General features: G+C 68.6%; 9 protein-coding genes. All 9 read left to right on the top strand.

The features are described from left to right. Positions 1-209: 209 nt before the first annotated feature. Positions 210-497, top strand: coding sequence for a hypothetical protein (locus FEZ32_RS12185; protein ID WP_028702976.1), 288 nt, complete (start codon positions 210-212; stop codon positions 495-497). A 130-nt stretch (positions 498-627) separates the two neighbouring features. Next, on the top strand, positions 628-1143 hold the full coding sequence (nrdR, locus tag FEZ32_RS12180; RefSeq protein WP_028702977.1) for a transcriptional regulator NrdR: 516 nt from the start codon (positions 628-630) through the stop codon (positions 1141-1143). Positions 1144-1284: 141 nt separating this feature from the next. After that, complete coding sequence (locus FEZ32_RS12175) at positions 1285-4152, top strand: vitamin B12-dependent ribonucleotide reductase (protein WP_028702978.1); 2868 nt, start codon at positions 1285-1287, stop codon at positions 4150-4152. Between the two features lie 94 nt (positions 4153-4246). Beyond that, on the top strand, positions 4247-4828 hold the full coding sequence (dcd, locus tag FEZ32_RS12170) for a dCTP deaminase (protein ID WP_097798928.1): 582 nt from the start codon (positions 4247-4249) through the stop codon (positions 4826-4828). 56 nt (positions 4829-4884) lie between these two features. After that, positions 4885-5841: a T3SS (YopN, CesT) and YbjN peptide-binding chaperone 1 gene (locus FEZ32_RS12165; protein ID WP_138680696.1), complete on the top strand. Its 957-nt coding sequence runs from the start codon at positions 4885-4887 to the stop codon at positions 5839-5841. A 115-nt stretch (positions 5842-5956) separates the two neighbouring features. Next, the gene (locus FEZ32_RS12160) at positions 5957-6841 is read left to right on the top strand and encodes a universal stress protein (protein ID WP_138680695.1); all 885 of its coding nucleotides are present in this window, start codon (positions 5957-5959) and stop codon (positions 6839-6841) included. 129 nt (positions 6842-6970) lie between these two features. Then, positions 6971-7585, top strand: coding sequence for a DUF1707 SHOCT-like domain-containing protein (locus FEZ32_RS12155; RefSeq protein WP_138680694.1), 615 nt, complete (start codon positions 6971-6973; stop codon positions 7583-7585). 77 nt (positions 7586-7662) lie between these two features. Then, positions 7663-11676: an ATP-dependent RNA helicase HrpA gene (hrpA, locus tag FEZ32_RS12150; protein WP_138680693.1), complete on the top strand. Its 4014-nt coding sequence runs from the start codon at positions 7663-7665 to the stop codon at positions 11674-11676. A gap of 199 nt (positions 11677-11875) precedes the next feature. After that, positions 11876-14023: a 1,3-beta-galactosyl-N-acetylhexosamine phosphorylase gene (gene gnpA, locus FEZ32_RS12145; protein ID WP_420809266.1), complete on the top strand. Its 2148-nt coding sequence runs from the start codon at positions 11876-11878 to the stop codon at positions 14021-14023. The last annotated feature ends 4 nt before the right edge of the window (positions 14024-14027 follow it).

Raw genomic sequence — 14027 nt, 5'->3', positions numbered from 1 at the left:
GACGACCCCTTGGAAACCCCGTGGCGACGGCCCTGCAGACTGTCGGACAGCGTCGCTGGCCAGGAGCTGCGCAGAGGGGCGGGGACGACCCCTTGGAAACCCCGTGGCGACGGCCCTGCAGGAATCCCTCCCAGAACTGTCAGTGCTCGCAGCTTTGATGAAGTCACGTCCCCGGCGGATGGCCGGGGACCTGACGAAGGAGCACTCCGATGAGCGTTCAGACACGCGCGTGGGACGGGGAAGAGGTCGATCAGGGGGCCGGGCAGGTCATCGTCGGGCCGTGGCCGGCGATCGAGGAGATCCTCGATGAGTCCGAGCCGGTCGTGATGATCGACCGGCGGGAGCTGGCCGCCGGCGCTGGATCGCTTCGCCCCTGGTGGGCCGATCCGGATATGGTCTGGAATCTGGTGATGGCGAGCCTCCTGGCACTGATGGTGACCGGGGCGGCGGTCGGCCTGTGGCAGCTCTTCCAGATCTCCGGAGGGTTCGCCGGATGATTTCGGGGAGACACTACATCTAGTGTCAACAGCGACACGCCAGAACTAGAACTAGTGGATTTTCGCGGTACTCTAGGTCTCACGCACGAGGTCCGTGCAGGCCGGTCGACCAAGGACGGGAGGGGTCACGATGCGCTGTCCGTTCTGTCAGCACGAGGACTCCCGGGTGCTCGACTCCAGGGTCTGCGAGGACGGTCTGGCGATCCGTCGGCGCCGGCAGTGCCCGGTGTGCGAGCGTCGCTTCACCACCATCGAGCGGATGCTTATGGTGGTCCGCAAGAAGGACGGCTCGGAGGAGCCGTTCAGCCGGGAGAAGGTCGTCCAGGGGGTCCGCAAGGCCTGCGAGGGTCGACCGGTGAGCAGCGCCGACCTGGCGCTGCTCGGTCAGCGGGTCGAGGCCGCCCTGCGCGCCTCGGGAGCCTCGGTGATTCCCAGCGATGAGGTCGGTCTGGCGATCCTGCCGCCGCTGCGCGATCTCGACCCGATCGCCTACCTTCGCTTTGCGTCTGTGTATCGCCACTACGAGACGATCGACGACTTCGTCAAGGAGATCGATCGCCTCAAGGCCGACGGGACCGACCGACCGTCGGTCGACCAGGGCCAACCGGCACCGGTCAGGGATGCGGCGAGTCAGCCGTTGTTCTGACCCCCAGGAACCTGCGGGGCAGGGTTCACAGCCCGGCCTCCGCCATGAGAGATGAAAGAAGCACGACCACGACCCCGGTCATGGTCCGTGTCCAACCGAGTATGAGAACAGATCGTCGCTTGACGAGGTGAGGGATAACCCATGACTGAGACCAAGACGGCGTCGCGCAGCACGACACCGGCCTCCTCGGGCCTGCCCGTTCGCAGGGTGTTCAGCACCGAGGGGGTGCATCCCTATGACGAGGTCACCTGGCAGCGCCGTGACGTCGTCCAGAAGAACTGGCGCACCGGAGAGGTCGTCTTCGAGCAGCGCGGCGTCGAGTTCCCCGATTTCTGGAGCGTCAACGCCTCCACGATCGTCACCAACAAGTACTTCCGCGGTGCCCTGGGGACCCCGGCCCGCGAGGACAGCCTCAAGACCCTCATCGACCGGGTCGTGAAGACCTACGTGAGGGCCGGTCAGGACAACGGCTACTTCGCCAGCGCCAAGGACGCCAAGGTCTACAGCGAGGAGCTCACCTGGCTGCTGGTCCACCAGTACTTCAGCTTCAACTCCCCGGTCTGGTTCAACGTCGGGACCACCAGTCCCCAGCAGGTCAGTGCCTGCTTCATCCTGTCGGTCGACGACTCGATGGAGTCGATCCTGAACTGGTACACCGAGGAGGGATTCATCTTCAAGGGCGGTTCCGGGGCCGGCGTGAACATCTCCCGGATCCGATCCTCCAAGGAGCTGCTGTCCTCGGGCGGTACCGCCTCGGGGCCGGTCTCCTTCATGCGCGGGGCCGATGCCTCGGCCGGCACCATCAAGTCCGGCGGAGCGACCCGCCGGGCCGCCAAGATGGTCGTGCTGGACGTCGACCACCCCGACATCGAGGAGTTCGTCGAGACCAAGGCGCGCGAGGAGGACAAGATCCGTGCGCTGCGCGATGCCGGCTTCGACATGGAGATCGGCGGCCGCGACATGGCCTCGGTCCAGTACCAGAACGCCAACAACTCGGTGCGCGTCTCCGACACCTTCATGACCGCCGTCGAGAAGGGCACCACGTTCGGTCTCACCTCCCGGGTCGAGCCCGGCAAGGTGATCGACGAGGTCGACGCCCGGCAGCTGTTCGGCAAGATCGCCCACGCCGCCTGGGAGTGCGCCGACCCCGGACTGCAGTACGACGACACCATCAACGCCTGGCACACCGACCCGAACACCGGGCGGATCAACGCGTCGAACCCCTGCTCGGAGTACATGAGCCTGGACAACTCCTCGTGCAACCTGGCCAGCCTCAACCTGCTCAAGTTCGTCGGGGCCGATGAGGTCTTCGACGTCGCCCGGTTCACCCGCGCCGTCGAGATCGTCATCACCGCGATGGACATCTCGATCTGCTTCGCCGACTTCCCGACCGAGTCGATCGGCCAGACCACCCGCGACTTCCGCCAGCTCGGCATCGGCTACGCCAACCTCGGCGCCCTGCTGATGGCGATGGGACTGGGCTACGACTCCGAGGGCGGGCGCAACCTGGCCGCCGCCATCACCTCCCTGATGACCGGCGTCGCCTACCGGCGCAGCGCCGAGCTGGCCGCCGTGGTCGGCCCCTACAACGGCTACGCCGCCAACGCCGAGCCCCACCAGGCCGTGATGCGCAAGCACCGCGACGCCAACAACGACGTCCACCCGCTGCACACCAACGACACCGCCGTGCTCACCGCCGCCCGTGCCGAGTGGGACCGGGTCGTCGAGCTGGGCGCCGAGAACGGGTTCCGCAACGCCCAGGCCTCGGTGCTGGCCCCCACCGGCACCATCGGCTTCATGATGGACTGCGACACCACCGGCATCGAGCCCGACTTCTCCCTGGTCAAGTTCAAGAAGATGGTCGACGGCTCCTCGATGCAGATCGTCAACCAGACCGTCCCGCGCGCCCTGACCAATCTCGGCTACTCCACCAGCGACGCCGACCAGATCGTCGCCTGGATCGCCGAGCACGGATCGGTGATCGGCGCCCCCCATCTCGACAAGGCCCACTACGAGGTCTTCGACTGCGCGATGGGCGAGCGGGCGATCGCCCCGATGGGCCACGTGCGGATGATGGCCGCCGTCCAGCCCTTCCTGTCGGGAGCCATCTCCAAGACCGTCAACCTGCCCGAGAGTGCCACCGTCGAGGACATCGCCGATGTCTACATGCAGAGCTGGAAGCTCGGCCTGAAGGCCGTCGCGGTCTACCGCGACAACTGCAAGGTCGGCCAGCCGCTGTCGGTGGAGACCACCGGCGACAAGGCCGGGGACAAGAAGGAGCCCGAGCCGGAGGTCCGCATCGAGTACCGGCCGCGCCGCCAGCGGCTGCCGAAGTCCCGGCTGGGTCGCACCACCAGCTTCCAGGTCGCCGGGGCCGGCGGATACCTCACCACCGGCGCCTACAACGATGGTCGGCTGGGAGAGATCTTCCTCAAGCTCGGCAAGCAGGGATCCACCCTGGCCGGCGCGATGGATGCCTTCTCGATCGCCATCTCCATCGGTCTGCAGTACGGAGTGCCGCTGGAGAGCTTCGTCCAGAAGTTCGCCAACATGAAGTTCGAGCCGGCCGGCATGACCGACGACTCGGACATCCGGATCGCCCAGTCGATCATCGACTACATCTTCCGGCGACTCGCCCTGGACTACCTGTCCTTCGACGAGCGGGCGGAGCTGGGGATCTACACCTCGGCCGAGCGGGCGCACTACGTCGAGACCGGCTCCTACCTGTCGGAGGAGGACGAGGCCGAGCTCATCGACTCCGAGAGCCTCAAGGAGACCCCGGCCGACCGGGTGCGGGTGCACGAGGACGGCGCCGCCCAGCCAGGGCTGTTCGACCCGACGCCGGCCCCCGAGCACGTCGGCGGGGCCCACACCAGCGCCGAACTGCTGGAGGAGCAGCTCGGCCGTGAGGTCGACGCCCCGCTGTGCATGACCTGCGGCACCAAGATGCGGCCCTCCGGATCCTGCTACGTCTGCGAGGGATGCGGCTCGACCAGCGGCTGCAGCTGATCGGCCCGAGAGTTGTGGGTCGCAGGCCCCCGTCACGGTGAGAGATCACCGTGACGGGGGCCTCGCCATTCGGTGCTGTCGTAGGGTCGGTGCCGTGAGCCTTCTGTCAGACCGTGAGATCCGCAGCGAGATCGAGGCCGGTCGTATCGTCCTGGACCCCTACGACCCGGCGCTGGTCCAGCCCGCCAGCATCGATGTCTGCCTGGACCGTTACTTCCGGCTCTTCGACAACCACAAGTACCCGATGATCGACCCGGCGCGCAGTCAGCCCGAGCTCACCCATCTGGTCGAGGAGTCCCCCGAGGAGCCCTTCGTGCTGCACCCCGGCGAGTTCGTACTGGCCTCCACCAAGGAGAAGGTCACCATCCCCGACCATCTGTCGGCCCGGCTGGAGGGGAAGTCCTCGCTGGGCCGGCTGGGCCTGCTCACCCACTCCACCGCGGGATTCATCGACCCCGGGTTCACCGGCCATGTCACCCTGGAGCTGTCCAACGTCGCCACCCTTCCGATCGCCCTGTGGCCGGGGATGAAGATCGGTCAGTTGTGCTTCTTCGCGCTGTCCAGCCCGGCCGAGCACCCCTACGGTTCCGACCCGGCGACCGGCAACCGCTACCAGGGCCAGCGGGGACCCACCGCCAGCCGCTCCTGGCAGCACTTCTACCGCAGCCCGTTCTGACCGGGCGTCCCTGGTGGTGACGGGGAGTCCCGGACCCCGGCTGCTAGGTTGGCGGCATGGAGGAGCCCAGCGATTTCGAGTTCGATCTGGACCGCAGCACCGCCCAGGCGTGGTCGCAGTTCACCCAGCGGCTCGCCGAGGTGATCTCCGTCATCGACGACGCCGGTGAACTCACCATCGGAACCCTGTCGACCAGTGATGACCCGGCTCCCTTCGTGCGCTTCACCCAGCACGACCCGAGCACCGCCGCCGAGGAGCCGATGGTGCTGGTCGAGGCCTCCGGCAATGCCAGTCTCGGGGAGGAGTTCCGACTCACCAGCACTCAGCTGGAGGAGCTCGACACACTCGGCTGGCAGGCCCCCGACGCCGACGGCCCCCGGCCCTGCGCCAACTTCTGGGTCTACCGCAGCCAGGACCACTGCGAGGAGCTGGCCGACCTGGCGGTACGCACCCTGCGCGACGTCTTCGGCGTCCAGCACCCGGTCTTCCTGGCCCCCGATCAGCTCGCCGAGATCCTCCAGCCCGATTCCAAACCCCTCCACGAGACCCCCAACGGTCCGCTCACCGCACCGGCCGTGATGCCGGCCAACCGAGACCAGCTGGACGAGATGGTCGCCGCCGAACTCACCGAGATGTTCGGCCACCAGCCGATCAGCGACGCCGAGGGGGACTTCGCCATCCGGGTCGGGTCGACCATGGTCTTCATCCGCACCACCCCCGATGCCGAGGAGCTGGTGCTCTTCTCCGCCCTGGTCCATGACATCGAGGGGCGGTCCCGGGCCGTCGAGGTCCTCAACGATCTCAACGTGCAGTCGCGGTACGGCCGATTCGCGCTCTACCAGGACCGCGTCTTCGTCACGATGTCGTTGATGTGCCGCCCCTTCGTCGCCGAGCACCTTCACAAAGGTGTGCGCATCATGTCCCGGCTGGCCGACGGCATCGATGACGAACTGGCACGGAAACTGCGCGGCCGCACCACATTCGAGGACCCCGGCTTCGGCACGGATGGCTGACCCGACTCCTTGTCGGTGAGACAATGGGGATGAGGCCGTGTACGGCCCACTCGTACACCCGGCCGGGCACCATCGACGGCGTCCGGCCGTACCGATCGGAACGAGGAGGATGGCCATGTCCACTGACACCAATCGCACTCCGCTGGTGATCGCCGGCGTCGACGGCTCGGAGGACGGACTGCGAGCGGCCCGGTACGCCGCCGGTCAGGCCGAGGAGCTCGATGCGGACCTGCTGATCCTGCACGCGGTCGACGACGCCGCGGTCGCCGGGGCCTGGGGAGTGGTATACGACCCCACCGCACTCCAGGAGGCCGGCCAGGTCGTCGTCGACGACGCCCGCACCGAGGCCATCGACGCCGGGGCCGACGAGAAGCGCACCCACGGCCAGGTGGTGCTCGGCAACCCCGCCGCCGTGCTGGCCGACCGCAGCCGCCAGGCCGACATGATCGTCGTCGGACGGCGTGCCGCCAGCGGACTCGAGAGAATGTTCGTCGGATCCACCTCGGTGGCCGTGGCGGGCATGTCGGCCTGCCCGGTGGTCGTCATCTCCCGCGCCACCACCCCCGATCCGGTCGGCGGCAAACATCAGCTCGCGGTGGCGGTGGGGCCCCAGACCTCCGGAACCGCCGCACTGCGCTACGGGTTCGAGGAGGCCGACCGGCAGAAGGCCGAGCTCGTCGTGGTCACCGTCGCCCCGGCCCTGCCGGCGGGCGCATCGGGCGGCTACCAGCTCACCGACGAGGCCATGCAGCACTTCATCGCCGAGAACCAGCGCCACGTCAATGACTTCGTCGACCCGCTGAAGGCCGAGTTCGGCGGGGTCAAGGTCACCACCAGGGTGTTGATGGGTCAGGCCGTCGACGAGCTGGTCAAGCTCTCGGAGTCGGTCGACATGCTCATCGTCGGCATGAAGCGCCACCCGATCCTCGGGTGGACGGCCGGCGGCGTGATCCGCGGCGTGATGGCCCACTCCCGAGCCCCCTTGGCGATCGTCCACTGATCGTTCACCGGGCCGGTCGTCCATTGAGCTGATCGTCCACTGAATCGGCTGCCCACCGGCGCGATCGTCGGGTCGACCCGACGATCGCGCCGCGACGCCCCGCTGTACACCCTGCTCTAGGCTGACCGCATGAGCGAGGATGACGCACGGATCCGTGCCGGCTACAGCGAACGCGACGCCACCCTGTCGCGGCTGGGGGACGCCTTCGCCTCCGGATATCTGGACCAGGACGAGTTCGAGGCGCGCAGCAGCCAGGCCTCCACGGCCCGTTTCCGGGACGACCTGGTCGGCCTCACCAGGGATCTTCCACATCAGCTGGCGGTGCCCGAGGAGGGTACCCAGGTCCCGACCGCCCGGGTGCGGATGGGGGAGGTCGAGGCCCCCCGCCACGAGAATGTCGTGGCAATCTTCGGCGGGGCGAACCGGGAGGCCGACTGGATCGCTTCCTCGACCGCCAGCATGATCCTGCTGTTCGGGGGAGCGGAGCTCGACCTGCGCCACTGCGTCTGGCCGGCTGACGGGCGCATCGAGGTGACCTGCTTCATCGCCTTCGGGGCAGCCGAGATCAAGGTCCCCGAGGGGGTCCGGGTCATCAACCACATCGTGCCGCTGTTCGGCGGGGCCGGCACCGACGGGGTACGGCCCAGCCGCACCGGCCCTGTCCTGGTCCTGCGGGGAGTGGCCCTCTTCGGAGGGATCGGGGTCACCGGACCCGATGCGCGCGACCAGCACCACGGAGACTGATCCGCGCCGGCGTCGGACCGTCGCGCCGGCCCGCGGGATCTGCCGGTGGTTCCCGCACCGGGTAGGCTGAGCAGGTCATGCCAGCACACGCGTCACACCTGGAGGGTGAACTGCCCGACGGGGGCACCATCCGATTCGATCCCGATCTGCCGATCGCCGCACACGCCGACGAGATCGCCGACCTCATCGACCACCACCAGGTCGTGGTGGTGGCCGGGGAGACCGGCTCGGGAAAGACCACCCAGCTCCCCAAGATCTGCCTGGCCCTGGGACGTCGGCACATCGCCCACACCCAGCCCCGTCGGATCGCCGCGCGCAGCGTCGCCGACCGGATCGCCGATGAGATGGGGGTGGAGATCGGCAACCAGGTGGGGTTCCAGGTCCGCTTCACCAAGCGCGCCACCCGTGCCACCGCGCTGACCGTGATGACCGACGGCGTCCTGCTCGCCGAGATCTCCCACGACCGGGAGCTGCGCGCCCACGACACGATCATCATCGACGAGGCCCACGAGCGCAGCCTCAACATCGACTTCCTGCTCGGCTACCTCAAACAGCTGCTGCCGCGGCGTCCCGACCTCAAGGTCATCATCACCTCGGCCACCATCGACACCGCGCGGTTCTCCGCCCACTTCGACGACGCGCCGGTGATCGAGGTCTCCGGACGCACCTACCCCGTCGAGATCCGCTACCGGCCGCTGGATCCCGCCGAGGACCTGGCAGAGGACGAGGACGACATCACCGTCGCCGCCGACCCGATCGACCAGACGACCGGCATCTGCCGGGCCGTCCAGGAGCTGAGCCGCGAGGGGACCGGCGACATCCTCGTCTTCCTGGCGGGGGAGCGCGACATCCGCGACGCCGCCGAGGCGCTGACCGACCTGCGACTGCGCGACACCGAGATCCTCCCGCTGTTCGCCCGACTCTCGGCCGCCGAGCAGCACCGGGTCTTCACCCGCCACCCCGGACGACGGATCGTGCTGGCCACCAACGTCGCGGAGACCTCGCTGACGGTCCCCGGGATCCGCTACGTCATCGATCCCGGCACCGCCCGGATCTCCCGCTACTCGGTGCGGACCCACGTCCAACGACTGCCCATCGAGCCGGTCTCCCAGGCCTCCGCCAACCAGCGATCCGGACGGTGCGGACGAGTGGCTCCCGGGATCTGCATCCGGCTGTACTCCCAGCGCGACTTCGACTCCCGCCCCGAGTTCACCCAGCCAGAGATCCTGCGCACCAACCTGGCCGCCGTCATCCTGCAGATGGCCCAGGCACGGCTCGGCGCCATCACCGACTTCCCATTCGTCGAGGCCCCCGACCACTCCCAGGTGGCGGACGGCCTCAGGCTGCTCGACGAACTCGGCGCGCTGAAGTCCGGCCACCGCGAGGAGCCCCGGCTGACCCGGATCGGTCACCAGCTCGCCACGATCCCCGTCGACCCCCGGCTCGGACGGATGATCCTGGAGGGGGCCCGCCAGCACAGCCTGCGCGAGGTGCTGGTGATCGTGGCCGCACTGTCGATCCCCGACGCCCGCGAACGACCGGCCGACAAACGGGACAAGGCCGACGTCTTCCACCACCGGTTCCTCACCGAGACCGGCCTGCAGCGCGCCATGCACCCCGAGACCGCCGACCAGAACGAGGTGGGCGGACCGGTCGACCAGGGCGGCGACATTCTGGCCATCCACCGGCTGTGGCGCTACCTGCACCATCAGCGCAAGGCGCTGTCGGGATCGGCCTTCCGGCGGATGTGCCACCGCGAGTTCCTCAACTTCCTGCGGGTGCGCGAGTGGGAGGACCTGCACTCCCAGCTCAAGCAGATCTGCCGCGAACTCAAGCTGGAGCGCAACAAGGAGGCCGCCCCCGAAGACCGGATCCTGGTCGCCCTGCTGTCGGGACTGCTGTCCCACATCGGTCTGGCCGAGGTCGCCGACAAGCAGAAGAACAGAACCACCGGGGACAAGCGGCGCCGGGGCCACCGGAGCGGCCCCCGCGAGTACCTGGGCGCCCGCGGAGCACGGTTCGCGATCAACCCGGGATCGGCGCTGGCCAAGCATCCGCCCGAGCTCGTGATGGCCGTCGAACTGGTGGAGACCAGCCGACTGTGGGCGCGCACCGTCGCCGGCGTCCAGCCCGAGTGGGTCGAGGAGGTCGGCGGGCACCTCCTCAAACGCCAGTACTCCGAGCCGCACTGGGCGCAGTCCACCGCCTCGGTGGTGGCCACCGAGAGGGCCACCCTCTACGGCGTGCCGGTGTGGGCCGACCGGCTGGTCAACTACGCCCGCATCGACCCGGTCGTCGCCCGGGAGATCTTCATCCGATCGGCCCTGGTCGAACGGGACTGGCGCGCCAACCACGGTTTCCTGGTGCACAACGACCGGGTCCGCAACCAGGCCGAGGACCTCGAGGAGCGCTCCCGGCAGCGCGGTCTGGTCGCCGACGACGACGCCCTGTTCGCCTTCTACGACCGACGGATCCCCTCCGACATCGTCTCGGCCAACCACTTCAACGCTTGGTGGCGACGCGTCGAGGACCGCCACCAGCTCGACCTGTCCCTGGACGACCTGGTCGACCCGCAGGCGGTGGCCCGCGACGACTTCCCCGACCACTGGGAGGTGGGGGAGCTGTCCCTGCCGGTGCGCTACGTCTTCGACCCGGGATCCGGCCACGACGGCGTCACCGTCACCATCCCCCTCGCCCTGCTCAACCAGGTCCCCTCCGAGCCGTTCAGCTGGCAGGTTCCGGGTCTGCGCACCGAACTGGCCACCGAACTCATCCGCTCGCTGCCCAAGAAGGTGCGCACCCAGCTGGTTCCCGCCCCCGACCGGGCCCGTCAGGCACTGGCCTGGTTGGAGAGTCCGGACCCCGGCGCAGGGCACCCCGACGTTCCCCGGGGCGATCACGACGCCCCCTTCACCGCTGAGCTGGGGCGCGCTCTCACCGCGCTGACCGGGGTGCTCATCGACGACTCCGACTGGCGCCCTGACCAGATCCCCGCCCACCTGCGGGTCGGCTTCGACGTCGTCGATGCCGAGGGACGCCGGACGGGACAGGTCGGCAGCCCCCAGCGCGGGTCGTCGAAGCACAAGCCACCGAAGCATGAGGCGGGGCAGCACGACACGTCGAAGCAGAGCAGGTCCCGGGTCGCCCACTCCGAGGATCTGTCCGCGCTGCGCGTGGACCTGGCGCCGAAGGTGTCGGTCTCCCTCACCCGGGCCGCCGGTGACGACCAGGTCCACGGAGCCACCGACTGGGCGTTCGGCACCCTGGCCCGGGAGGTCTCCCTTCGACGCAGTGGGGCCGACGCCGTCGGCTATCCCTGCCTGGTCGACGAGGGGTCGACCGTCGGCACCGCGGTGCGCGACTCGGTGGCCGCCCAGACCCGCAGCCATGGCGCCGGTGTCGTGCGGCTGCTGCTGCTCAACCTGCCTGACCCGACCACCTGGACCGTCGCCCACCTGTCCAATCGCACCAAGCTCGCCCTGGCCGGCTCGCCCTACCCCAGCGTCCCGGCACTGCTGGCCGACTCCCGACGCAAGGCCGTCGACTCGCTGGCCCGCCGTCATGCCGGTGACCTGTCGGACATCCGAGACCGGCAGGCCTTCGAGAAGCTCGCCCTGGCGGTCCGTCAGGAGGCCGCCGAGACGATGGCCCGGGTGGTGTCCACCGCCGCCGAGATCCTCACCGCCTGGGGGGAGGCCCGGTCCGCCGTGGCGGCACTGGCCCCCGGACCGGCGCGTCAGGACATGACCAACCAGCTGTCGGACCTGGTCTTCCTCAACTTCATCTCGGCCACTCCCGACCCCTGGTACCAGCGGATGTCCCGTTGGATGCGCGAGGTCGCCGTGCGTGCCGAGGGAGTCTCGACCAATCCCGGACGTGACGCCCGCTGGATGGCCGAGCTCGACCCGCTGCTGGACGCCTACGACTCGCTGTGCGCCGCCCAGCCCCCCGGACCGCTGCCCGCCGGGGTCGAGGAGATCGGATTCCTCATCGAGGAGCTGCGCATCCAGCTGTTCGCCCAGCGCCTCCAGACCCACGTGCCGGTCTCGGTGAAGAAGGTCCGCACCGCCATCTCCCGGCTGGCCTCCTGACAGGCCGCGGTCACGCATCCCCGATGAGTGAGCTGTGCCCCGCCAGAGGCCGCACCACTAGGCTGAACACCTCTGATCCGATCTTCGACGAGACAGGACACGGGCGACCCGGATGAGCGATCACAGCAAGGATGCAGCGCAACCGCCGACCACGGTCGGACACACCAGCGGCAGGGTCACGCTGCCCGTCGAGGAGGGCATGGACGACCGGCTCACAGGGATTCTCGCCGATCTGGGCGCCGACGCCGTGCGTAACTCCGACGGCACCTGGCTCCCCGAGATCGTCGGCACACTGCCGGTGAAGGTCTACGCGACCCGGTTCTGCGCCCGCGGGGACGAGGCCTGGGCGGTGGACCACCTCGACCAGCACACCAGCATCTATGTCTGCTCCGACCGGGTTCCGGCGCTGGTCGACGGTCCGCTTCGCATCGACATCATGGCCGGCTTCCTCGCCGACCAGCTGCGACCCGACACCGAGGTCGACGTCTCCAGATGGTGGCAGGTCCGCGACCGCACCACCGGTGAGGTCCTCGCACCCTCGGGGTGGACGGTCCGGGGCGAGGGCTCCGAGTGCACCGTGACCATCGCCGGCGCCCACGCCGGCCACGTGTACACGGTGGCCTTCCTGGCGGCCCAGATATGGGACAGCACCCAGATCTACAACTACACGACCAATCACTGGGAGAATGACCCCACCAGGGTCAAGGAGCACTCCTACAATGTGGCATTCCCGGACACCTGGAATCACGTGAGGGATGATCTCGGATCCTGGCTCGATGCCCATCCCGAGGTCGATGTCGTGCGATTCACGACATTCTTCTACCACTTCACCCTGTACTTCAATGACCGCGCACAGGAGAAGTACGTCGACTGGTTCGGGTACTCCGCCTCCGTCTCGGTGCCGCTGATGGAACAGTTCGAGGCTGAGACCGGACGGGTCATCGACCCCGAGGACTTCATCGACGCCGGCTACCACAACTCCTCCTTCCGCCCCCCGTCGCCGTTCTTCCTGGCCTGGATCGGATTCGTCAACCGATTCGTCGTCGAGAAGGTGCGCACCCTCGTCCAGATCTGCCATGACAAGGGCCGCGAGGCGATGATGTTCCTCGGTGACAACTGGATCGGCACCGAACCCTACGGCGACCTGTTCGCCACCACCGGGCTGGACGCCGTGGTCGGGTCGGTGGGTTCGGCGGCCACCACCCGGATGATCTCCGACATTCCCGGGGTGCGGTACACCGAGGGACGATTCCTGCCGTACTTCTTCCCCGACGTCTTCAACGACCGGGGCGATCCGATCGGGGTGGCCAACACCAGTTGGATCACCGCCCGGCGGGCCATCATGCGCAGCCCCCTGGACAGAATAGGGTTCGGCGGATATCTCTCACTGGCCGCCCAGTTCCCAGACTTCATGGCGAGAGTTTCCGAGATCTGCCAGGAGTTCCGCGACATCTGGGAGAGGTCCCGGGGCGAGACGCCGCAGTCGGCACCATTCCGGGTGGGCATTCTCAACGCGTGGGGGAGGAGTCGATCCTGGATGACCTTCATGGTCGCCCACGCGCTCTACTACAAGCAGGCCGATCCCTACCTCGGAGTGGTGGAGGCGCTGGCCGGGCTGCCCTTCCAGATCGACTGGCTGTCCTTCGACGACATCGCCGAGGGGGTGCCCGAGGAGATCGGCGTCATCATCAACGCCGGGGCCGCCGGCACCTCCTTCTCCGGCGGACCGGCATGGGCGGATCCTCGGATCCAGGCCGTCATACGGCGGTTCGTCGCCGCCGGCGGAGGGCTGATAGGGGTGGGGGAGCCGAGCTTCCACATCGGCGAGGGAGCCGCCCTCCAGCTGTCCGACATCCTGGGGGTCGACCGCGAGATGGGCTGGAGCCTGTCGACCGACCGCTACCCGAGGACCGAGCCCGACCACTTCATCACCGCCGACCTCGGGGCGGACCTCGAGGTCGGCCCGGTGGCCCCCGAGATCGTCACCACCTCGGCCGACACCCTCGTCCTGGCGGCCGGAGAGGCCACCGTGAGACTGTCGGTGCACTCCTACGGGGCCGGGCGCGCGGTCTACCTCGCCGGCCTTCCCTACTCGCCCGACAACGCCCGCCTGCTGGCGCGGGCACTGTGGTGGGCCGCCGGCCGCGAGCAGGAGTTCGCCGACTCCTTCGTCGCCGAGGACCCCCGGGTGGAGGTGTCGGTCTACCCCGACAGCGGATGCCTGCTGGCGGCCAACACCGTCCTGGAACCGGTCAGCACCGTGGTGAGAGGGGCGGGCCACGACTATCGCGTGACCCTGGACGCGGCAGGTTCGCAGTGGCTGCCGCTGGTTCACCAGCAGGGGTGACAGA

It is taken from the genome of Acidipropionibacterium jensenii, assembly GCF_005890135.1.
Lineage (GTDB): Bacteria > Actinomycetota > Actinomycetes > Propionibacteriales > Propionibacteriaceae > Acidipropionibacterium > Acidipropionibacterium jensenii.
The sequence above is the reverse complement of the archived record's forward strand: the minus strand, read 5'-3'. Positions and strand labels throughout refer to the sequence as shown.